Source organism: Streptomyces sp. NPDC006798 (genome assembly GCF_040635975.1).
GTDB lineage: Bacteria > Actinomycetota > Actinomycetes > Streptomycetales > Streptomycetaceae > Streptomyces.
In genome coordinates this window covers 52,010-71,776 of sequence record NZ_JBEYIS010000041.1, presented here as the reverse complement: position 1 = coordinate 71,776, position 19,767 = coordinate 52,010, and the positions used below count along the sequence as shown (strand labels likewise).

The 19,767-nt window shown below is 71.3% G+C and carries 21 protein-coding genes, 1 tRNA gene and 1 pseudogene; 14 read left to right on the top strand and 9 right to left on the bottom strand.

The window, feature by feature from the left end; all coding sequences use genetic code 11:
• The 6 genes and pseudogenes from ABZ714_RS25215 to ABZ714_RS25190 all read left to right on the top strand — a co-directional run.
• Nucleotides 1-229 (top strand): annotated as a pseudogene (locus ABZ714_RS25215) (hypothetical protein); the annotation flags it as partial.
• 95 nt (nt 230-324) lie between these two features.
• Entirely contained in the window at nt 325-783 is a 459-nt protein-coding gene (locus ABZ714_RS25210) for a peroxiredoxin (RefSeq protein WP_358827590.1), read from the top strand.
• Between the two features lie 196 nt (nt 784-979).
• Nucleotides 980-1,555 (top strand): TerD family protein, encoded by a 576-nt coding sequence (locus ABZ714_RS25205; protein WP_358827589.1) that lies wholly within the window; start codon nt 980-982, stop codon nt 1,553-1,555.
• Nucleotides 1,556-1,843: 288 nt separating this feature from the next.
• Nucleotides 1,844-2,419: a TerD family protein gene (locus tag ABZ714_RS25200; protein WP_358827588.1), complete on the top strand. Its 576-nt coding sequence runs from the start codon at nt 1,844-1,846 to the stop codon at nt 2,417-2,419.
• A 109-nt stretch (nt 2,420-2,528) separates the two neighbouring features.
• Complete coding sequence (locus ABZ714_RS25195) at nt 2,529-3,659, top strand: DUF475 domain-containing protein (RefSeq protein ID WP_358827587.1); 1,131 nt, start codon at nt 2,529-2,531, stop codon at nt 3,657-3,659.
• A 180-nt stretch (nt 3,660-3,839) separates the two neighbouring features.
• Nucleotides 3,840-4,577: a Tellurium resistance gene (locus ABZ714_RS25190; protein WP_358827586.1), complete on the top strand. Its 738-nt coding sequence runs from the start codon at nt 3,840-3,842 to the stop codon at nt 4,575-4,577.
• Nucleotides 4,578-4,693: 116 nt separating this feature from the next.
• Here ABZ714_RS25190 and ABZ714_RS25185 read toward each other — a convergent pair whose 3' ends face one another.
• Nucleotides 4,694-5,503 carry a TerD family protein gene (locus tag ABZ714_RS25185; RefSeq protein ID WP_358827597.1) on the bottom strand — a complete coding sequence of 270 codons (810 nt, stop codon included), beginning with the start codon at nt 5,501-5,503 and terminating at the stop codon, nt 4,694-4,696.
• Between the two features lie 221 nt (nt 5,504-5,724).
• Between ABZ714_RS25185 and ABZ714_RS25180 the strand changes: the two genes are divergently transcribed.
• The 3 genes from ABZ714_RS25180 (at nt 5,725) to ABZ714_RS25170 (ending at nt 10,326) form a co-directional block, all read left to right on the top strand.
• Nucleotides 5,725-6,900, top strand: coding sequence for an HpcH/HpaI aldolase/citrate lyase family protein (locus tag ABZ714_RS25180; protein WP_358827585.1), 1,176 nt, complete (start codon nt 5,725-5,727; stop codon nt 6,898-6,900).
• A gap of 193 nt (nt 6,901-7,093) precedes the next feature.
• On the top strand, nt 7,094-9,514 hold the full coding sequence (locus ABZ714_RS25175) for a phosphoribosyltransferase (protein ID WP_358827596.1): 2,421 nt from the start codon (nt 7,094-7,096) through the stop codon (nt 9,512-9,514).
• On the top strand, nt 9,511-10,326 hold the full coding sequence (locus ABZ714_RS25170) for an HAD family hydrolase (protein WP_358827584.1): 816 nt from the start codon (nt 9,511-9,513) through the stop codon (nt 10,324-10,326). The genes ABZ714_RS25175 and ABZ714_RS25170 overlap by 4 nt, the downstream gene beginning before the upstream one ends.
• Nucleotides 10,327-10,403: 77 nt before the next feature.
• On the opposite strand, the gene ABZ714_RS25165 is transcribed toward ABZ714_RS25170, so the two are convergent.
• A complete protein-coding gene (locus ABZ714_RS25165; RefSeq protein ID WP_358827595.1) occupies nt 10,404-11,051 on the bottom strand; it encodes a DedA family protein in 648 nt (215 codons plus the stop codon).
• 382 nt (nt 11,052-11,433) lie between these two features.
• Between ABZ714_RS25165 and ABZ714_RS25160 the strand changes: the two genes are divergently transcribed.
• Complete coding sequence (locus ABZ714_RS25160; RefSeq protein WP_358827583.1) at nt 11,434-12,504, top strand: sensor histidine kinase; 1,071 nt, start codon at nt 11,434-11,436, stop codon at nt 12,502-12,504.
• The gene (locus tag ABZ714_RS25155; RefSeq protein ID WP_358827582.1) at nt 12,495-13,142 is read left to right on the top strand and encodes a response regulator transcription factor; all 648 of its coding nucleotides are present in this window, start codon (nt 12,495-12,497) and stop codon (nt 13,140-13,142) included. Before ABZ714_RS25160 ends, ABZ714_RS25155 begins: the two co-directional genes overlap by 10 nt.
• 24 nt (nt 13,143-13,166) lie before the next feature.
• Here the strand turns inward: ABZ714_RS25155 and ABZ714_RS25150 are convergent, their stop codons facing one another.
• The 4 genes from ABZ714_RS25150 to ABZ714_RS25135 form a co-directional block, all read right to left on the bottom strand.
• Nucleotides 13,167-13,388 carry a zinc ribbon domain-containing protein gene (locus tag ABZ714_RS25150; RefSeq protein WP_358827581.1) on the bottom strand — a complete coding sequence of 74 codons (222 nt, stop codon included), beginning with the start codon at nt 13,386-13,388 and terminating at the stop codon, nt 13,167-13,169.
• A gap of 9 nt (nt 13,389-13,397) precedes the next feature.
• Nucleotides 13,398-14,000 carry a DUF4383 domain-containing protein gene (locus ABZ714_RS25145; protein ID WP_358827580.1) on the bottom strand — a complete coding sequence of 201 codons (603 nt, stop codon included), beginning with the start codon at nt 13,998-14,000 and terminating at the stop codon, nt 13,398-13,400.
• A gap of 137 nt (nt 14,001-14,137) precedes the next feature.
• Nucleotides 14,138-15,505 carry a hypothetical protein gene (locus ABZ714_RS25140; protein WP_358827579.1) on the bottom strand — a complete coding sequence of 456 codons (1,368 nt, stop codon included), beginning with the start codon at nt 15,503-15,505 and terminating at the stop codon, nt 14,138-14,140.
• Between the two features lie 75 nt (nt 15,506-15,580).
• The gene (locus tag ABZ714_RS25135) at nt 15,581-16,345 is read right to left on the bottom strand and encodes a DUF4097 family beta strand repeat-containing protein (RefSeq protein WP_358827578.1); all 765 of its coding nucleotides are present in this window, start codon (nt 16,343-16,345) and stop codon (nt 15,581-15,583) included.
• Nucleotides 16,346-16,527: 182 nt separating this feature from the next.
• Here ABZ714_RS25135 and ABZ714_RS25130 point away from each other — a divergent pair.
• A tRNA-Val gene (locus ABZ714_RS25130) sits at nt 16,528-16,599 on the top strand.
• Between the two features lie 99 nt (nt 16,600-16,698).
• On the opposite strand, the gene ABZ714_RS25125 is transcribed toward ABZ714_RS25130, so the two are convergent.
• The gene (locus tag ABZ714_RS25125; RefSeq protein WP_358827577.1) at nt 16,699-17,076 is read right to left on the bottom strand and encodes a hypothetical protein; all 378 of its coding nucleotides are present in this window, start codon (nt 17,074-17,076) and stop codon (nt 16,699-16,701) included.
• Between the two features lie 31 nt (nt 17,077-17,107).
• Complete coding sequence (locus ABZ714_RS25120) at nt 17,108-17,608, bottom strand: DUF6232 family protein (RefSeq protein WP_358827576.1); 501 nt, start codon at nt 17,606-17,608, stop codon at nt 17,108-17,110.
• A 706-nt stretch (nt 17,609-18,314) separates the two neighbouring features.
• Here ABZ714_RS25120 and ABZ714_RS25115 point away from each other — a divergent pair.
• Nucleotides 18,315-18,530, top strand: coding sequence for a hypothetical protein (locus ABZ714_RS25115; RefSeq protein WP_358827575.1), 216 nt, complete (start codon nt 18,315-18,317; stop codon nt 18,528-18,530).
• Between the two features lie 212 nt (nt 18,531-18,742).
• Here ABZ714_RS25115 and ABZ714_RS25110 read toward each other — a convergent pair whose 3' ends face one another.
• On the bottom strand, nt 18,743-19,051 hold the full coding sequence (locus ABZ714_RS25110) for a hypothetical protein (RefSeq protein ID WP_358827574.1): 309 nt from the start codon (nt 19,049-19,051) through the stop codon (nt 18,743-18,745).
• Nucleotides 19,052-19,300: 249 nt separating this feature from the next.
• Here ABZ714_RS25110 and ABZ714_RS25105 point away from each other — a divergent pair, with 249 nt between their 5' ends.
• On the top strand, nt 19,301-19,732 hold the full coding sequence (locus tag ABZ714_RS25105) for a protein-tyrosine phosphatase family protein (RefSeq protein WP_358827573.1): 432 nt from the start codon (nt 19,301-19,303) through the stop codon (nt 19,730-19,732).
• Nucleotides 19,733-19,767 lie beyond the last annotated feature (35 nt).

Genomic DNA, 19,767 nt, shown 5'->3' with positions numbered 1-19,767 from the left:
GGGGACGGGGGAGCGGGTGCCCCGGCTGGGCGTCGGCGACATCGAGGGGTTCGCGCGGGAGTTCTTCGTGGTGCGGCCCGCGCGTCCGCCCGTTCCCGGCCCCGCCCGCTGGCCGCCCCGCCCGCCTGGCCGCCCTGGCCGGGCCCGGAGCCGTACGGCCGCGCCCGGAGCCGGAGCCGTACCGCCCGGCCCCAGGGGGCCCCGGCCGGCGCCCGACCGGTCCGCTTAGGGTGGGGACCGTCACCCGGGCGGCCCCGCGCCGCGACCGCCGCCCGGACGGCACTCGAACGACCGAACGGGACCGGCGGAAGGAACCCACACGTCATGGCCATCGAGGTCGGCACCAAGGCGCCCGATTTCACCCTCAAGGACAACCACGGCCGGACCGTCCGGCTCGCCGACTACCGGGGCGAGAAGAACGTGGTTCTCCTCTTCTACCCGTTCGCCTTCACCGGCGTCTGCACCGGTGAGCTGTGCGCGCTCCGGGACGAGCTGCCCCGCTTCGTCAACGAGAACACCCAGCTGCTGGCCGTCTCCAACGACTCCATGCACACCCTGCGGGTCTTCGCCGAGCAGGAGGGTCTGGAGTATCCGCTGCTCTCCGACTTCTGGCCGCACGGCGAGGTCTCCCGCGCCTACGGCGTCTTCGACGAGGAGAAGGGCTGCGCCGTGCGCGGCACCTTCGTCATCGACAAGGAGGGGACCGTCCGCTGGAGCGTCGTGAACGCGCTGCCGGACGCCCGCGACCTGAACGAGTACACCAAGGCGCTGGAGACTCTCTGATCCCGCGGGCGTCCCGGCGCCGCTCCGGTGGACGCCGGGGGCCCGGGTTCGGGCCCGGGTCCGGTTCCGGGGCGGATCGGACGTCCACCCGGCCGAAAGCCTGTGCCACAAGGGGCCCGGTCACTAGGATCGGCTCGTTGATCCGACACGAAAAGCATGACGGGGGCGCTGCCCCTGGACACCAATGGAGGGACTCGTGGGAGTCAGCCTCAGCAAGGGCGGCAACGTCTCGCTGACCAAGGCCGCGCCCGGACTGACCGCCGTGACGGTCGGTCTCGGCTGGGACATCCGTACCACCACCGGTGCGGACTTCGACCTGGACGCCAGCGCCCTGCTGACGAACGACCAGGGCAAGGTCGCCGTGGACGGCAACTTCGTCTTCTTCAACAACCTCAAGAGCCCCGACGGCTCCGTGGAGCACACCGGTGACAACCTCACCGGTGAGGGCGAGGGCGACGACGAGCAGATCAAGGTCAATCTGGCGGGTGTGCCCGCCGAGGTCGACAAGATCGTCTTCCCGGTCTCCATCTATGACGCCGAGACCCGCCAGCAGTCCTTCGGCCAGGTGCGCAACGCGTTCATCCGCGTGGTCAACCAGGCCGACAACAACGAGCTGGCGCGTTACGACCTGACCGAGGACGCCTCGACGGAGACCGCGATGGTCTTCGGCGAGCTGTACCGCAACGGCGCGGAGTGGAAGTTCCGGGCCATCGGACAGGGGTACGCCTCCGGTCTGCGCGGTATCGCCCAGGACTTCGGCGTCAACGTCTGAGCACCGGCGTCCGAACACCGTTCCCGGCGGAACGGTTCGAACGGTCGGGCGGTTCGAACAGTCGGGCGGTCCGCACCGGCGGACGGTCGGACCGGACGGAGCAGTCCGAACAGAGCGACAACCGTCCGGCGCCGCACCTCTCGTGCGGCGCCGGACGTGCCTCACGCGGCCGGTGGTCGCGCCCCGAGGCGGGTCGGGTACGGGGCGGGGGCCCCGTACCTTCCGGGCCCGCCGAAGGGCCCGGGGGCATCCGACGACGACACAGGTCATTGTGGGGAGGACCAATTCATGGGCGTCACACTCGCCAAGGGAGGCAATGTCTCCCTCTCCAAGGCCGCGCCGAATCTCACCCAGGTACTCATCGGCCTCGGCTGGGACGCGCGCTCCACCACCGGAGCCGACTTCGACCTCGACGCCAGTGCGCTGCTCTGCGGGAACGGCCGCGTACTGGGCGACGAGTACTTCGTCTTCTACAACAACCTCAAGAGCCCCGAGGGCTCCGTGGAGCACACCGGCGACAATCTCACCGGTGATGGTGACGGTGATGACGAATCACTGATCGTGGACCTCACGTTGGTCCCGGCCGCCGTGGACAAGATCATCTTTCCGGTCTCGATCCATGACGCGGAGCAGCGGGGTCAGGCGTTCGGCCAGGTCAGCAATGCTTTTATCCGAGTGGTCAATCAGGCGGACGGCCAGGAACTCGCCCGCTACGACCTGAGTGAGGACGCCTCGACGGAGACCGCGATGATCTTCGGCGAGCTGTATCGCTACGGCGGAGAGTGGAAGTTCCGCGCGGTCGGTCAGGGGTACGCGTCTGGACTGCGGGGGATCGCCCTAGACTTCGGGGTCAATGTCTCGTAAAGCCGCACACGGGGCGGGGGTTGCGCCCCGCCCCGGCCGTGCGGGGCGAACCCTCCCACGGACTGCCCGGGGGACTTCGGGGGACCCCACCTAACAGGATTGGGTAGCAGTGGTTCTGAAAACCTTCGGCTGGTCGTTCGCGGTCACCGCGCTCGGTCTGGTCGCGGCGGTGTTCTACGGCGGCTGGGCCGCCTTGGGGCTCGTGGCGATCCTCTGCATCATGGAGATCTCGCTCTCCTTCGACAACGCGGTGGTCAACGCCGGAATCCTGAAGAAGATGAATGCCTTCTGGCAGAAGATCTTCCTCACCATCGGCATTCTCATCGCCGTCTTCGGTATGCGACTCGTCTTCCCCGTCGTGATCGTCGCCTTTTCGGCCAGCCTCGGCCCGATCGAGGCGGTCGAACTGGCCTTCAACGACAAGGACAAGTACGAGGAGCTGGTCACGGACGCCCATGCGTCCATCGCCGCCTTCGGTGGCATGTTCCTGCTCATGATCTTCCTGGACTTCGTCTTCGAGGACCGCGAGATCAAGTGGCTGGGCTGGCTGGAGCGCCCGCTGGCCAAGCTCGGCAAGGTCGACATGCTGTCGGTCTGCGTCGCCCTGGTCGTGCTGCTGCTGAGCGCGATCTACCTGGCGCCCGAGGCCCACACCCACAGCGGTGCCCAGGACAAGACCGAGACCGTGCTGCTGGCCGGAATCGGCGGTCTGATCACCTATCTCATCGTCGGCGGACTCTCCGGCTACTTCGAGAACAAGCTGGAGGAGTCGGAGGAGCGGGAGCACGAGGCCGAGGAGGCCGCCCGTAAGAGCGGCAAGCAGGTCACCGTCCTCCAGGTCGGCGGCAAGGCAGCCTTCTTCATGTTCCTCTACCTGGAGGTCCTCGACGCGTCGTTCTCCTTCGACGGGGTCATCGGCGCCTTCGCCATCACCAACGACATCGTCCTGATGGCCATCGGCCTCGGTGTCGGCGCGATGTACGTCCGGTCCCTCACGGTCTACCTGGTCCGCGAGGGCACCCTCGACGACTACGTCTATCTGGAGCACGGCGCGCACTACGCCATCGGCGCGCTCGCCGCCCTGCTGCTGATCACCATCCGGTTCGAGATCAACGAGTTCATCACCGGCTCCGTCGGCGTCCTGCTGATCGCCTGGTCCTTCTGGTCCTCGATCCAGCGCAACAGGGCCGTCGCACTGGAGGCCGAAAAGCCCCGGCCACACTCCGGGGCCGGGGTGTGACGACCGGCTGATTGCGGAACTCTCTCTGCGGGGCGGTTCCCGGGGCAACGGGCTCCGGAGCCGCCCCGCGCGGCGCCCGCGCGCCGCGTGACGGCGGGGAGAGCGGGACGGGGGGAACCGACGGACGGTCCGTGGACCACGGCACGGTCCACCGACACACCACTTGGGGGTGGGCGACACATGGCCTTCTGGGACGGTCTCCTGCGGGGCAGGGCGAACCAGTTCGACGTCGGCACCGCCGCGGCGAACACGATCTCACTGACCAAACGACGGCCGACGGTCTCCCTGATCGAACAGGGTGCGGCCAGCGGCCATCTGCGGGTCAATCTCTCCTGGCGGATGCGGACCTCGGACATCGAGGGCCGCTCGCGGCAGAGCGGCCAGCTGCTGCGCCGGCCGCTCCAGCTCTTCAAACCCGAGGTGGTCCAGGCCCATACCCAGGGCATGGTCAATGTCGACCTCGACCTCGGCTGTCTCTACGAGCTGGCCGACGGCACCAAGGGGGTGGTGCAGCCCCTCGGCGGTTTCCTCGGCTCCACCCATGAGGCGCCCTATGTGAAGGGCAGCGGCGACGACCGCTTCGGCTCCGGCTCCGGTGAGACGATCTATGTCAATCTGGATCATCACGAAGAGATCAAGCGGCTGCTCTTCTTCGTCTACATCTACGACCAGACCCCGGCGTTCGACCGGACGCACGCCCTGGTCACCCTCTATCCCAGCAGCGGCCCCCGGGTCGAGGTCGAACTGGACGAACGGGCCCCGCAGGCCCGCTCCTGCGCGGTGTTCAGTCTGGACAACACCAAGGGGAATCTGGTCGTCCGCCGTGAGGTGAAATTCGTCTACGGCTTCCAGGCAGAGCTCGACCGGCTCTACGGATGGGGCCTCCAATGGGGCCGCGGTTACAAGAGCAAGGCGTAGCGGCCCCGGGGCCGTACGGAACCGCCCCGGCCGCCGTCGCCCCGGGACCGGCCATCGGTACGGGTCCGGCGGCGGCCGGTGCTGAGTCGGCGACCGGTCCGGGGACGGCGGGCCGCTCAGGAGCGGACGAACTGCGGACCCATCGGCGGCATCCGGAACTCCCGGCCGGGCGCGGGCGCGCCGGACGGCTGCGGCAGGGGATAGCCGTCGGCGGCGGCCCGGGCTCCGGTCCGGGCGGCGGCGGGTACGGCCGCGGGCGGATGCGCGGGCGGCGGCGGGACCCGTACGCCGCCCTGCGCGGGTGCGGCCGGTGCGGCGGCAGCGGCGGCGGGTACGGCCGGAGGAGCCGCCGCCTGCCCCGGACCGGGCCCGGTCTCCGGCTCGGCCTCGTCCACCGAGATCCCGAACGCGGTCGCAAGACCCACCAGACCGGTCGGATAGCCCTGTGCCACCGCCCGGAACTTCCAGGCGTCCCCGCGCCGGTACAGCTCACCGCAGATGATCGCGTTCTCCTGGCCCGTCTCGGGCCGGACGTCGAAGACCGCGAGCGGTTCGCCGCCCGCGGCCCCGGCGTCGTAGAGCGCGATCCGCAGATCGGTCACCAGCCGGAAGGTGTCGCCGTCCGAGGAGGCGGCGAGCACGATCTGGTCGACGGAGGGGTCGAGCGCCGCGAGATCCGCCTCGACGGTGTCCGTGAGCCGCTCCCCGACGCGCTTCTTCGACAGCCGCCGGACCAGGCCGGACGGGTGCCGGGGCTGGTTGTAGAAGACGAAGTCCTCGTCGGAGCGGACCCGGGCGTCCGCGCCGAGCAGCAGCGCGGAGGCGTCCACGTCGGGGACGCCGGGGCCGGGCGTCCAGCGCAGCACCACCCGTACGGCCGCGGCGTCCAGCGCCACGTTGGAGCCCTTCACCATCGCGTGCGTCATGTCCGCCATCCTGCCTCCCCCGGGGCCGGACGGACAACGCGGGAGCACGGCCGGGCGGGCGGCGCCCGGGCCGAGGGGGGTGGGCCCCGGCGCCGTACACCGGAAGGACGTGCCGGGGTAACCCGGTGTTCATCGGGGCGGGGAACCCGCGCCATGCTGTTCTACGTACTATTACCGGCCACGTCAGTCGGGCAGGCCGCCATCAGTCTCGGGGGAACCACATGCGTCATTTCGGGCAGCTGTCTCCTGCCGTCCGGCAGCGTCTGTTCCACCGGGAGCCCATCGAATTCACCGCGGGCTCCTCGGCCCGGGTGCTCGCCGCCGCCCTCGGGGCCACCCTCTACAGCCCGGCGACCCGGCCCCGGCTCGCCGACGACGTCCTCAAGCAGGCCGGTCACGGTGTGGTCTCGATGGTGGTCTGCCTGGAGGACTCCATCGCCGACTCCGAGGTCCCGGCCGCCGAGGAGAATCTCGTCCGGCAGTTCGCCGAGCTCGACGCCCGGGCGGCGGCCGGGGCCGCGCTGCCGCTGCTCTTCATCCGGGTCCGGGAGCCCGGACAGATCCCCGACCTGGCAAAACGGTTCGGAGAATCGATTCGGCAGCTCTCCGGTTTCGTCCTGCCGAAGTTCACCGAGGAACGCGGTACGCCCTTCCTGGAGGCCCTGACCGCGGCCGAGGCCGCAAGCGGCCACCGCCTCTTCGCCATGCCCGTCCTGGAATCCCCCGAACTGCTGCATCTGGAGACCCGGGCTGGCGCCCTCGCCGGGATCGCCGGCACCGTCGACAAGTACCGCGACCGGGTCCTCGCCCTCCGGCTCGGGGTCACCGACTTCTGCTCCGCCTACGGGCTGCGCCGCTCGCCGGACATGACCGCGTACGACGTCCAGATCGTCGCCTCGGTGATCGCCGACGTCGTCAATGTCCTCGGCCGGGCCGACGGCACCGGCTACACGGTGACCGGCCCCGTCTGGGAGTACTTCCGGCTCCAGGAGCGGATGTTCAAGCCCCAGCTCCGCCGCAGCCCCTTCATGGAGGGCCGGGCCGACGAACTGCGGACCACCTTGATCGAGCACGACCTCGACGGGCTGCTCCGGGAGATCGAACTCGACCGGGCCAACGGGCTCACCGGCAAGACCTGTATCCACCCCTCGCATGTGCTGCCCGTCCACGCGCTCTCGGTCGTCAGCCACGAGGAGTTCTCCGACGCACAGGACATCCTGCGCCCCGAACGGGGCGGCGGCGGGGTGCTGCGTTCCGCGTACACCAACAAGATGAACGAGGTGAAGCCGCACCGCGCCTGGGCCGAACGCACCCTGCTGCGGGCGGCGGCCTTCGGTGTGGCCCGGGAGGACGTCGGTTTCGTGGAGCTGCTCAGGGCCGGGCACGCGGCCTCATGACCGGAGGTACGGCGCCGGGCGCCGCCGCGGCCCCGGCGCGCCCCTTGGCGGTGCCTCTGTGACATCAACGTCATCGAAGCAGACGGCGCCGATGCAGCAGACAGCGCCGACAACGGCGACACCAGCGCGAACGACGGAAGCCACAGTGACGGCAGGGACGGCGGAAACGGCAGTGACGGAGGGAACGGACGCGATGGTGTGGTCGGGACGATGGGTCGCCGAGCGGCTCGGCGTCGGTCTTGAGGGGGACGAGCGGCTGCGGTCCCTGCTCGGCATGGCCCTGCGCCGCAACCCCAAACGGGCCCATCTGCTCGTCTCCAATGTGCTGGGCAAGCACGTTCCCCGGTCCCCGGCCGTCGTCTACGGCGCCGGACACGACCTGGGCGTACGGGTCAGGGAGCTGATCGGCGACCGGGAGGCGGCCCGGGCCGTCGTCCTCGGCTACGCGGAGACCGCGACCGGTCTCGGCCACGCGGTCGCCGACGGGGTGGGCCTCGCGCCCTATCTGCACTCCACCCGCCGCCCGATACCGTCCGTGGCGGCGGCGGGCGGCTTCGAGGAGGCCCACTCCCACCACTCGTCCCACCTCCTGCTGCCCGAGGACCCCGAGCTGCTGGCCCGCCCGGGCCCGCTGGTCCTGGTGGACGACGAGTTCTCCACCGGCAACACGGTCCTCAACACCATCCGGGCCGTCCACGAGAGCTTCCCCCGCGACCACTACGTCGTCGTCGCCCTGGTCGACATGCGTTCCCCGGCCGACCGCGACCGGCTCACCGCCTTCGCCGCCGAGCTGGGCGCCCGGGTCGATCTGATCGCCCTCGCCTCCGGTACGGTCACCCTCCCCGAGGGCGTCCTGGAGAAGGGCCGGGCGCTGGTCGAGAGCTGGTCCGCCCCGGAACCCGGCCCCGCGCCCGCCGCCACCGGTGTCCGGCGGGTGATCCTGCCCTGGCCCGCCGGGCTCCCCGACGGCGGCCGTCACGGCTTCCTCCCGGCCCACCGGGAGACCCTGGACCGCGCCCTGCCCGACCTGGCCGGGGCCGTCGCCGCCGCCCTGCCCGACGCCGTACGCGACACCGGACGGATCCTCGTACTCGGCTTCGAGGAGCTGATGTACGCCCCGCTGCGGCTGGCCGCCGGTCTGGAGAGCGCCGTCGGGGCCGAGGTGCGGTACTCCACCACCACCCGCTCGCCGGTCCTCGCCGTCGACGACCCCGGCTACGCGATCCGCACCAGGATCACCTTCCCCGCCCACGACGACCCCGCCGACGGCCCCGGCGACCGCTACGCCTACAACGTCGCGGGCGCCGGCTTCGACGCGGTCGTCGCCGTGGTGGACTCCACCGCCGACACCCCGGCGCTGTACGCCCCCGGCGGACTGCTCGCGGCGCTCGCCCAGCACACCCCGCACGTCCTGCTGGCCGTGGTGCCCAGCCACGTACCGGCGCCGAGAACCGCTCCCGAAGGGCCCGCCATGCTGTCCGAGCCGCTGCGCGGCCCCGCCTTCTCCTCCTACGACCCCGATGACGTCGGCTGGCTCCTCCAGGACCTCTCCGACGTCGCCCTGGAGGCCCCGACCGAGGAGCGCGAGGAGGCCGTCCAGAGCGGCGGCGCGCACTACGCCGAGTCGCTGCCGGTCGAGTACCAGCCCAGCGCCGACTACCAGCGCCTCTTCCAGCGTGCCCTGGACGACTCCGCCGCCCGGATCGCCCGCGCGGTCGGCACCGTCACCGAGACCGTGCTCGCCGAGCGCTCCCCGCGCCCCGTGCTGGTCTCCCTGGCCAGGGCCGGTACCCCCGTCGGCGTACTGATGCGGCGCTGGGCCCGGCGGCGGCACGGCCTCGACCTGCCGCACTACGCGGTCTCCATCGTCCGCGGCCGGGGCATCGACGCCAACGCCCTGCGCTGGCTCCGCGACCACCACGACCCGGCCGATGCCGTCTTCGTCGACGGCTGGACCGGCAAGGGCGCCATCACCCGGGAGCTGGCCGCCGCGATCGCCGGATTCGACGGCTTCGACCCCCGGATCGCGGTCCTCGCCGACCCCGGCGGCTGTGTCTCCACCTACGGCACCCGGGAGGACTTCCTGATCCCCTCGGCCTGTCTCAACTCCACCGTCTCCGGGCTGATATCGCGGACCGTGCTCCGGGCCGACCTGGTCGGCCCGGACGACTACCACGGCGCCAAGTTCTACCGCGAACTCCTGGACGCCGATGTCTCCCGGCACTTCGTCGACACCGTCGCGGCCCGCTTCGACGAGGTCGCCGGGGCCGTCGACACCGAGGTCAAGGAGCTGCTGGCGACCGACCGCACCCCCACCTGGGAGGGCTGGGCGGCCGTGGAGCGGATCAGCCGCGAATACGGCATCGACGATGTCAACCTGGTCAAGCCGGGCGTCGGCGAGACCACCCGGGTCCTGCTGCGCCGCGTCCCGTGGAAGATCCTCGCCCGGGCCGGGGCGGGAGCCGATCTCGACCACGTCCGGCTGCTGGCCGAGCAGCGGGGGGTGCCCGTCGAGGAGGTCGGCGAGCTGCCGTACAGCTGTGTCGGGCTGATCCACCCCCGCTACACCCGGGGCGCCACCGGTGCCGACGGCAAGGCGGTGACCGCGCCGTGACCACCGGCTCCCGCGCCGTCCGGCTGGTCGCCAGCGACCTGGACCGTACGCTGATCTACTCCGCCGCCGCCCTCGGACTCGACGGGCCCGACGCGCTCGCGCCCCGGCTCCTGTGTCTGGAGGTCTACCAGTCGAAGCCGCTCTCGTACGTCACCGAGACCGCGGCCGGACTGCTGGCCAGGCTCGCCGCCGAGACCGTCTTCGTCCCCAGCACCACCCGCACCCGGGAGCAGTACGGCCGGATCCGGCTGCCCGGACCGCCGCCCGCGTACGCGGTCTGCGCCAATGGCGGCCATCTGCTGGTCGACGGCGTCTCCGACCCGTCCTGGCGGCGGGCGGTCGCCGCCAGGATCACCGACGAGTGCGCGTCGCTCGCCGAGGTCCGCGGCCATCTGCTGGCCGCCGCCGACCCGGCCTGGCTGCTGAAGGAGCGGATCGCCGAGGACCTCTTCGCCTACCTCGTGGTCGACCGGGCTCAGTTGCCGGACGGCTGGGTCGGGGAGCTGGCCGACTGGGCCGGTCCGCGCGGCTGGACGGTCTCCCTCCAGGGGCGGAAGATCTACGCCGTCCCCAGGCCGCTCACCAAGAGCGCGGCCGTACAGGAGGTGGCCCGGCGGACCGGGGCCACCGAGATCCTGGCCGCCGGTGACTCCCTGCTGGACGCGGATCTGCTGCTGGCGGCCGACCGGGCCTGGCGGCCCGGCCACGGCGAACTCGCCGACAGCGGCTGGACCGGACCGAAGGTGGAGGCGCTGGCCGAGACCGGGGTGGCGGCGGGGGAGGAGATCCTCCGCAGGTTCCTGGCGCCGTAGCGTCTCCGCCCGTACGGAGAGCCGAAAGGGGCCGCTCCCCTCGGGAGCGGCCCCTTCGCCATGACCGGCGTACCGGCTCAGGCCCGGCGGCTGCCCGAACCCGACTTCATCATCCGCACCACGAAGAAGCCGATCACCGCGAGCACCGCGAAGACCAGGACGACCTTGGAGTACGTGGAGACGTACCCCGTCACGGACTCCCAGTTCTCGCCCAGCAGATATCCGGCCATCACGAAGATGGTGTTCCAGATCGCGCTGCCGATCGTGGTCAGGACCAGGAACAGCGGGACGGACATCCGCTCCACCCCGGCCGGGACCGAGATCAGCGACCGGAAGATCGGGATCATCCGGCCGAAGAACACCGCCTTCGGACCGTGCTTGGCGAACCACGCCTCCGTCTTCTCGATGTCCGAGATCTTCAGCAGCGGCAGCTTGGAGGCGATCGCGATCGTCCGGTCGCGCCCCAGCGCCGCCCCGACGCCGTACAGCGCCCAGGCGCCGACGACCGAACCGACCGTGGTCCAGATCAGGGCGGCTATCAGATTCATCTGACCGGTACTGGCGGCGAAGCCCGCCAGCGGCAGGATGACCTCACTCGGCAGCGGCGGGAAGAGGTTCTCCAGGGCGATGGCGATACCCGCGCCAGGGGCGCCGAGGGTGTCCATGAGGCTGTTGATCCAGCCCGGGGCACTGCTCTCCAGCGGCTCGGCGGCGTTCACGATCATGGGGTCCATGCCTTCAAGGTAATGACCCCGAGCTGAAGGGAGACTGAAGCCTCCCTCACACTGACCTGCGGTTTACCGCAGTGTGCCGATCGGATGCGACGCATAGGTTGATCGGACGGAAGCGGTCGCCGGGAAAGACGGGGACGGGAGGGTGGGCGGAGACGTGAAAGATCATACCGGCTCGGGGGACCCGGGGGCGGTGAGGGCCGGTGCCGGAAGCCCGGAAACCCGGGATGTCCAGCGCATTCACGATGCCCGTGATTCCGGTCATATCGGAACTTCCACCGGCTTTCCGGGCGGCCCGCGGGCCCTGCGGCACCTCGCCCTCCGGGGCGTCCGGTCCACGGCCGGCCTGGCGGCCGGAGCCGTCACCGCCGTCGCCGTGCTGCTCGCCGCCCTCCCCGCCGGACTGGTCCTCCTCGCCGTACTCGCCGTACCCCGGGCCCGCCTGGCCGTCCGGGCGGCGCTCACCGCCCCCGCCCTCCTGATCACCCGGGTCGAGCTGGGCCGACTCGACCGGTTCTGCGGAATCCGGCCACCGGCGGACTTCCCGCCGGAACGGGCACTGCGGTACGCCGCGTACCGCCTGCCCCTCGGACTGCTCGGCGGGGTGATCACCGGACTGATGGGGGTCGGACTGTTCTGGTTCTCCGTCGGCGTCCTCGGCTGGCTGGTGATGCCCATCGACTATCCGCTGGAGGTCGTGGCGACCGGGGCGCTCGGCGCGTTTCTGCTGGTCCTCACGGCCCAGGGCGTCTACGGCACCGTACTGCTGGAGGAACGGCTGGCCCGCCATGTCCTCGGGGCGCCGCCGCACGAGGCCCTGAGACGGCGGATCGACCAGCTCGCCACCAGCCGCTCCGACGTCGTCGACGCCGTCGACGAGGAGCGCCGCCGGATCGAACGCGATCTCCACGACGGCGTACAGCAGCGTCTTGTCGCCCTCGGGATGCTGCTGGGCCGGGCCCGCCGGGGCGACGACCCCGACCGCACCGACCGCCTCCTGAAGCAGGCGCTGGAGGAGAACCGGCGGGCACTCGCCGAACTGCGCGAGGTGGCCTGGCGGGTCCACCCGGCCGTACTGGACGAGGCCGGACTCCTGGTGGCGCTGGAGAGCATCGCCGAACGCACGCCGCTCCCCGTCGACCTCGGCTACGACGACGACTGCGACCCGCCCGGACGGCGGGCCGCGACGGTCGCGTACTACGTCGTCTCCGAGGCCGTCACCAATGTCGTCAAACACGCCGGGGCCACCACGATCACCGTCCGCGTCCGCCGGGACGCGGACCGGCTGCGGCTCACCGTCGAGGACCACGGCCGGGGCGGCGCCGACCCGGCGGGCGGCGGACTGACCGGTCTCGCCCGCCGGGTCGCCGCCCTCGACGGCCGGTTCGCGGTCCTCAGCCCGCCCGGCGGACCCACCACCATCACCGCGGAGTTGCCGTGCGCATAGTCGTCGCCGAGGATTCGACCCTGCTGCGGGAGGGGCTCGTACGGCTCCTCGCCGAGGAGGGCCATGAGATCGCCGCCGCCGTCGGCGACGGCGAGGCGCTGATCGCGGCGGTCGCGGCCGGGCCGCCGCCGGACGTGGTGGTCGCCGACGTCCGGATGCCCCCGACCCACACCGACGAGGGCCTGCGCGCCGTCCTGGAGATCCGCCGCCGGTGGCCCGGCGTCGGGGTCCTGGTGCTGTCGCAGTACGTGGAGCGCCGGTACGCCAACGAACTGCTGAGCGGCGAGACCCGGGGCGTCGGCTATCTGCTCAAGGACCGGGTCGTCGAGATCGACGAGTTCCTGGACGCGCTGGACCGGGTGGCCCGGGGCTATGCCGCCTTCGACCCGGAGGTCGTCCGGCGGCTGCTCGCCCGCAGCAGCCGGACCGATCCACTGGCCCGGCTGACGGCCCGGGAACGGGACGTCCTCGCCGAGATGGCCCAGGGGCACGCCAACGGCGCGATCGCCGATCGGCTCCACGTCTCGCAGAGCGCGGTCGAGAAACACATCAACGCGATCTTCGACAAGCTGGAGCTGACCCGGACATCGGGCTACTCGCGCCGGGTGATGGCCGTCCTGCGGTTCCTGGGGAGCTGAGCCCGGGGCCGGGGCCCCCGAGGGTCAGCCGCAGCAGCCACCACCGCAGCAGCCACCGCCACCGCCGCCTCCGGAGGGCGCGGGGGCGGCCCCGGCGGCCGTACCGCCGACGGCGACGGCGGAGAGCAGCTTGACCGTGTCGGCATGCCCCTCCGGGCAGTCGGCGGGCTCGCCGGAGCGGGCCATCGGGCGGTCCACCTCGAAGGTGTCGTCACAGGTGCGGCAGCGGAACTCGTAGCGCGGCATGGACCCAGGCTACGCGCCGCCACCCGATTCGTGGACACCTGTGGAAACCGCCGACCCCCGGGCCCGCGCGGCCCGTTCCTCGGCCTCCGCCTCCCGGGGATGCCGGGCCTTCCAGTACGGGTTGTCGTGCGGCAGGGTCGAGCTGATCCGGCCGTACATCCCGAAGAACATCAGCAGCAGCCCGACGACAAAGCTGAACAACACGTTCTGGATCTTGAACGCGAAGGGGTTGAAGTCGGTGTCCAGCAGCGCCAGGTTGATGAACCCGCTGGCGATGAAGAGGACCCCGAGCACCATGTTCAGCGTCGAGGCGAAGTTGCCGCCCCTGACCATCCCGAAGAGGAGCAGCGCTCCGGCGCAGATCGACAGCACGCTCAGCGCGCCGTTGGTGTTGAGCCCGGCGACGGTGGCGCCCTCGGTATTGAAGAAGCCGATCTTGTCGATCAGCCCCAGAATCCCGAAGACGAGCAGAAAGGCACCCATCACGCCCGCGCCGATCCGATAGACCCGGCTCAGCCGGTGATCGACGGGCAGATGCTCGTCCAGCACGGTCCGCGGACGGCTCCGCCGCTGGTGGGAGGGGCTTTTGCGGGGCAGTGCGTGTGCGGCCATCGTCGGCCTCCTCGGGTACGGGACGCGTACTCGTACCTCCCAGCATCCGCCCGCGACGCGATCCCTTCAAACGCACGGCTCAACGCACGGGCCAGACGCACGGCCCCGGCGGGGGCCCGGTCCCTTCCGTACGGGCCCTACTGCTGGGCCCGCTCCTCGCGGATCTGGTCCACGACCCGGGCGGCGGTCCGCCGGACCGCCTCCGTCTCGGTCAGAAAGCGCCAGTAGTCCGGATGACGGCCCTCCAGCGACTCCACCGCGCGGTCGAGCCGGGCCACGGCGTCGTCCAGCGGCCGGGCGTGCCGGGGGTCGGGCCGGTCCCGCCCGGTCATGGCGAGCCGCTGCGCGTCCCGGATCGCGAACCGGGTGCGGTCGATCTCCGGCCGCTGGTCCGCCGCGACGGCGTCCAGCCTGGTCAGCCGGTCACGGGCGGCGGAGACCGCCTCGTCGGTGGTGTTCAGCAGGGCCCGGACGGTGCCCAGCAGGGCCGTGACATCGGCCCAGCGCTGTTCGTCCCGGGCGGTGGCGGCCTCGGCCAGCCGCCGCTCCGCCAGCCGGACATCGGCCGCGGCCTGCTCCGGCACCGGCTGGAGGTCCTGCCAGCAGGCGGCGGAGTAGCGGCGGCGCAACTCGCTCAGTACCGGCTCCACGCCCTCGGCCCGGGTGGTCAGGGCCTGGGCCCGGGTCCGCAGGGACACCAGCCGCTTGTCGATGTCGGCGGCGAGGGCGGGCAGCCGCTCTGCCTCGGCACGTACCGCCTCCGCCTCCCGCAGCACCTGATCGGCCCGGTGCAGGGTCTCGCTCACCCCGTGCCGGCCCGCGCCCTGGTTGAGCTTGGTCAGCTCGGGGGCCAGCCGCGCCAGCCGGGCGGCGAGATCGTCCGCCCGCATCCCCGAGCCGCGTACGGCGTCCAGCGCGTTGCTGGCGGCGAGCAGGGCGGCCCTGGCCCGCTCCACGGCGGGCACCAGCCGGGCGAGCTGGGTCTCGGCCTTGTCGAGCAGCGGCCCGAGCCCCTCCCCGAACCGGTCCAGCTCCCCCTTGACCGCGACCAGCTCGTCCCTGGCCCGGTCCAGCTCGGTCCTGGCCCGGGCGGCGACGGAGGTGTCGAGATCGTCCCGGTCGAGATCATGGGTGTCGACGGCGGTGATGTAACGCCCGCTGGCCTCGTCGATCCGCCGCCCGATGGCGGCGAACCCCTCGACCGCCCGCCGGGTCGACGGCGAATCGTCGACGGCGGTGATCGTCTCGATGGAGATCCGCAGATCGCGCTGGGCGCTGTCCAGCTCGTAGAAGGCCGCGGCCGCGGCGTCCTTCGCGGCCTGCGCGCCGGCCCGGACGCTCTCGCCGCGCCCGCCGAACCAGCGCCGGGTCCCCCCGCCGGCGAAGGCCCCCGACACGGCGGCGGAGAGCAGGGGTACGGGCAGTGACACCAGCCGGAGTACGTCCCCGACGCCGACGGCCCACATCGCCGCCGCTGCCCGCAACCGCGTGTGTGTCGCCGTCACATCCCTCTCCCGTGCCGCGTCGCCGTATCCGGACCATTGTCCCATCCGGTACGGACGCGTACACGGGCCGTTCGGTTACCCGGCGACGCGTACCGTCACATTCCCGTTCTCGTTGGTCGCCCGGACCACGCGCGGACTGCCGGCGTCCTCGGCCACCTCCACCTTCCGCGACCCGTTGTCGGACCGCGCGGTGACCGCGTACGGCGCCCGGTCGGCGGCCAGCTCGACCACCACGTCGCCGTTGTCGCTACTGGCCTCCAACTGGTCGGCCGCGCCCTTCATCCGTACCTTGAGATCGCCGTTGTCGGTCTCGGCCCAGACCTTCCGGGCCGACACCCCCTCGGCCCGTACGTTGCCGTTGTCCGAGGTGATCCGCAGCTCGCCGGTGGTGTCCCGGACGACCACATCGCCGTTGTCGGTGGAGAGGTCCAGCTTCCCGGTGAACCCGGAGGCGGTCACCTTCCCGTTGTCGCTCTTGACGGTCACGGCGATATCCCGGGGCACTTCCACGGTGTGCCGCGCCTCGCAGTTCCCGACCCCGCCGCACCCCGTCCGCAGGGTCAGCCGCCCGTCCTCCATCCGCCACACCGGATCGGGCCCGTCCCCGAACAGCTCCCACCCGTCGACCTGCCGGGACACCTTCACCTCGGTGACATCGGCCGGTACCAGCGTCACATCGGAGTCGTCGACGTCCACGGTGAGTACGTCCCCGGCGAAGGCGAACGCCTTCCGCTCCACCTCGGCGTCCCCGGCGTCCGCGGTCCCGCACCCCACGAGCCCGGCCATCGCCGCACCCCCGACCCCGATCGCCACGATGCCCCGGATGGTACGGCCGTTCATAAGAAGTCCCTTTCCCCTGCCCGCCCCGCTGACGTTTCTCCAAGCTAGGCCGACCGCCCCGCCCGCTCGATCCGGTGACCCACCCGATCCGTGGTGGGGCTGTCCCCCGTAAGCCCGGCGCCACCCCGGGAACGGGTTTGCGACCGGCCCCGGTGGGCCATGTAGGCTGGTGGCTCATCCACGGGTGCGTAGCTCAGGGGTAGAGCGCTGCTCTTACAAAGCAGATGTCGGCGGTTCGAAACCGTCCGCGCCCACCGGTAAGCGAGTACGGCGAAGGCCCGGTCCGACGACGCGATGTCGTCGGACCGGGCCTTCGCCGTGTGCCGAGCCCCTGTCGGAGCCCCTGCCGTGGCTCAGCGGAAGAGGGTGGAGATCTTCTCGCCGAGCGAGGTCAGCTCCGTCACCGTGGGGAGGGCCGCGCAGATGCCCAGCCAGAGGGACTTCAGGACCGTCTTCTTCGGGGTCTCGGCCGAGAGTTCGGCCGAGAGCGCGTCGAAGTACTCCGCCGCCTCCTCGTTCTGCGACTCGGCCACGATCTCCCCGACGCGCCGCAGGGCGTCCGCCACGTCCGGCCCGTGGTCGGACCGTACCCGGTTCAGCGAGTTGATCAGCACGCTCTTGTTGATGACCGTCGCGCCGTCGCCGATATTGCTGAAACTGTCCCCCATGACTTTGTCCCCCATGATCTTGTCGCCGCCGACGATGTCACCCGCGTGATCGTATTCGGTCATGCTTCCTTCGGCTTTCTTCCGGGTATGTCGATCAGCCTCTGAACTTCTTGTCACCCATGATCTTGTTGCCCATGGTCTTGTCCCCCATGACTTTGTCGCCGTGAACGGTATCGCCCATCTTGAAATTATTGACCGTCTGCTGGAATGTGACCGACGGGTCGTTGATCGCCGCCATGATCTTTCCGGCGATATCGGCGATTACTTTCGGGTCGTCGTTCACCAGGGCGGTATGCGGATCGCCCGCCGTCTCGATCACCAGACCGTAGTAGGTCCTCCGGCGGGTGATCTGGACGATCCGGTATCCGGCGAACCCCGTCGCGACCACGGCTGCCAGCCCGACCACCACACCGGCCTGGGCGGACGCCGCATCGGCCACCGCGGAGCCGATCCAGAGCGCGATCGCCAGAGCGAGTGCCTTGGCGGCCGGCCACACCAGGTAACGCAGTCGGATGGTCCACTCCACCGAACTCACACGGGCCACGCTCTGCAGCGGGTAGAACGAGGAGCCGATTGTCAGGATCTGCCGGCTCACGGAGACATCGATAGGTGAGCTTTTGCTCATGGTTTCTCCCCCGATGGTGCTTGTTCCCGCACCCTGAAATCACTTCCCGGGCCCGGGTCGACAGGTGTCCGCATGGCGAGGCAAGGAAATTGTGTTCCTGCTGAATGAGTTCGATCGGCCGGTTGTGCGGACTCCGGCGGGCAGGTGAATCGTAGGTGAAGGGATGTCTGGCGGCGGATGGCCGTCGGCTCGTGGCGGACGGCGCCGGGGGTAGCGGCGGCGGAGTCGTTGACCAAATCGATGCCGACCGGGTCGGCCGGTTCTCATGGGTGAAGCCGCCGATCGGTGCTGACCGGTACGCGCGCACCGAAAAATCCGGTCATCCCCTTTCACCTGCGGGGAGATGGAACGGTCGGCTATGGGCTGCTTATTCGGGTTCGGTCACTTTCGATAGTGATGCCGGTTGTCCGAGGGGGTCCGACCGGACGCCCGCCGCTGCCGCCGTCCGCCTTCGAGCGCAGCAAGACTCCTCCGAACGCCGCCCCGGAACCGTCGCCGGTGTACGAGACGACCTCGGGGAACATCCCGTTCCCCGGCGGCCGGTGACTACGGCGGTATGCGCAGTTCTCCCGGCAGGCCGACGAGGCGGACCGCAGTCGATCGGCCGAGACGCATCGGACGGGTGGCGCGATCCGTGCGCCCCTCGAACAAACGGGCTGCGCCTAGGATCGGGCGGATGGGTAAGAAGATCGAACTCACGGATCAGTTAATCGAGTTGGAGACCCGGGCCTGGGCGGAGATCCGGGACGGGGCGCTGACCCTGGCGACCGCGGAGGTCGTGCAGGCCGCCATCACCGCGCACGCCGAGGCCAGTGGGCAGAGCCGGCAGGCGGTCGAGCAGGCGCTCAAGGGGCGGGTGCGGGGGACGGAAGTGGGGGAGGCGGCGGAGTGACCGGGCGGCCGAACATGTGATGAATGGACGGCAGTTGAGGGGTTTCGTCACTCACATGGAGTACCCCTAATGGGTGAGTGCCCGTGGCCCGCGCGGAAGCGGTTCGTTGCCAGATGGGGGCAGGGCGTATCCGCCGGGAGCGTGCGGAGGGGCCCGTCGCCCCGGTGAGGGCGACGGGCCGGGAACCGCGGAAGGGATGGGGGGACGGTGGGTTACTTCGTGCCGCGGAGCCGTGCCCACGCCCCGGACCAGGTGGCCGCGGGGAGCAGGGTCAGGCGGAGGCCGAGGGTCATGGCGAGGGCGAGCAGCAGCGCCGGGACCGGTGGCTGGTCGCCGACCGTGAGCAGGACCGCCAGGGTGCCCGGGCCGGTGGAGGCGAGGGCCGCCTCGGTGGGGGCCCGGAGGGTGAAGGGGCGGTCGGGGTCCGGGGGCGGCGGCGGGGTGCCGCGGTCCTCGGCGGGGGGCGGGTGGGGGAGAGGACGGCCCGCGGGAGACCGCGGGTCCTCGGGGGGTTGCGCCATGGCGACCTCCGGAGAAAAGGGGAGGCGTCGCGCGGGCTCGCCGGATCCTGCCAAGACGAGACGAGCCGCGCGGCGCCGGTCCCGGACCAGTGCGTCGCCATCGCTAACGGGGCGCGCTCCCCGGGGGGTGCGCTCCTCCACTTGGATGAATGAATCCCGTCCGCTGACGTGTTGACGCGTGATGTTGACGATCGCCTGACCGAGGGATCACCCGGGGATAGCGTCGGGGTGAAAGAGGGAGGTGGTCCCATGGGGTCGTGGGACGCGGATGGTCCGGGAGTGCTGGAGCTGCCGTCCGGACGGCTGGTACGGGGCCGGGGGCTGCGCAGGCCCCGGCCCGAGGGGCCCGTGCCCGAGCTGGGTGTGTATCTGCTGGGTGAGCGGCCGCCCGCCGTGGAGTGGGAGAGCGACTGGATCCGCTGGCCGGACTTCCGGCTGCCGGCCGACCGGGAGCGGGCCGCGGCCGTGCTGCGGCGGACCTGGGAGCGGTGCGCGGGGGAGCGGGTCGAGGTGGCGTGCGGCGGCGGCCGGGGCCGTACGGGGACGGCGCTGGCCTGTCTGGCCGTACTGGACGGGGTGCCCGCGGCCGAGGCCGTCGCCTACGTCCGGGCGCGGTACGACCGGCGGGCTGTCGAGACGCCCTGGCAGAAGCGTTACGTTCGACGGTTCGGGCCGGGCTGACGGCGGCACCGGGCCCGGTGCCGCCGTCAGCCCCG

What these genes read in the sequence shown, in the direction of transcription:
- ABZ714_RS25150 (WP_358827581.1), bottom strand. Translation starts at nt 13,388, where the DNA reads ATGCCGCGCTACGAGTTCCGCTGCCGCACCTGTGACGACACCTTCGAG.
- ABZ714_RS25115 (WP_358827575.1), top strand. Translation starts at nt 18,315, where the DNA reads ATGGGTAAGAAGATCGAACTCACGGATCAGTTAATCGAGTTGGAGACC.
- ABZ714_RS25190 (WP_358827586.1), top strand. Translation starts at nt 3,840, where the DNA reads ATGGCCTTCTGGGACGGTCTCCTGCGGGGCAGGGCGAACCAGTTCGAC.
- ABZ714_RS25210 (WP_358827590.1), top strand. Translation starts at nt 325, where the DNA reads ATGGCCATCGAGGTCGGCACCAAGGCGCCCGATTTCACCCTCAAGGAC.
- ABZ714_RS25135 (WP_358827578.1), bottom strand. Translation starts at nt 16,345, where the DNA reads ATGAACGGCCGTACCATCCGGGGCATCGTGGCGATCGGGGTCGGGGGT.
- ABZ714_RS25165 (WP_358827595.1), bottom strand. Translation starts at nt 11,051, where the DNA reads ATGATCGTGAACGCCGCCGAGCCGCTGGAGAGCAGTGCCCCGGGCTGG.
- ABZ714_RS25180 (WP_358827585.1), top strand. Translation starts at nt 5,725, where the DNA reads ATGCGTCATTTCGGGCAGCTGTCTCCTGCCGTCCGGCAGCGTCTGTTC.
- ABZ714_RS25125 (WP_358827577.1), bottom strand. Translation starts at nt 17,076, where the DNA reads ATGACCGAATACGATCACGCGGGTGACATCGTCGGCGGCGACAAGATC.
- ABZ714_RS25175 (WP_358827596.1), top strand. Translation starts at nt 7,094, where the DNA reads ATGGTGTGGTCGGGACGATGGGTCGCCGAGCGGCTCGGCGTCGGTCTT.
- ABZ714_RS25105 (WP_358827573.1), top strand. Translation starts at nt 19,301, where the DNA reads ATGGGGTCGTGGGACGCGGATGGTCCGGGAGTGCTGGAGCTGCCGTCC.
- ABZ714_RS25200 (WP_358827588.1), top strand. Translation starts at nt 1,844, where the DNA reads ATGGGCGTCACACTCGCCAAGGGAGGCAATGTCTCCCTCTCCAAGGCC.
- ABZ714_RS25145 (WP_358827580.1), bottom strand. Translation starts at nt 14,000, where the DNA reads ATGGCCGCACACGCACTGCCCCGCAAAAGCCCCTCCCACCAGCGGCGG.
- ABZ714_RS25185 (WP_358827597.1), bottom strand. Translation starts at nt 5,503, where the DNA reads ATGACGCACGCGATGGTGAAGGGCTCCAACGTGGCGCTGGACGCCGCG.
- ABZ714_RS25110 (WP_358827574.1), bottom strand. Translation starts at nt 19,051, where the DNA reads ATGGCGCAACCCCCCGAGGACCCGCGGTCTCCCGCGGGCCGTCCTCTC.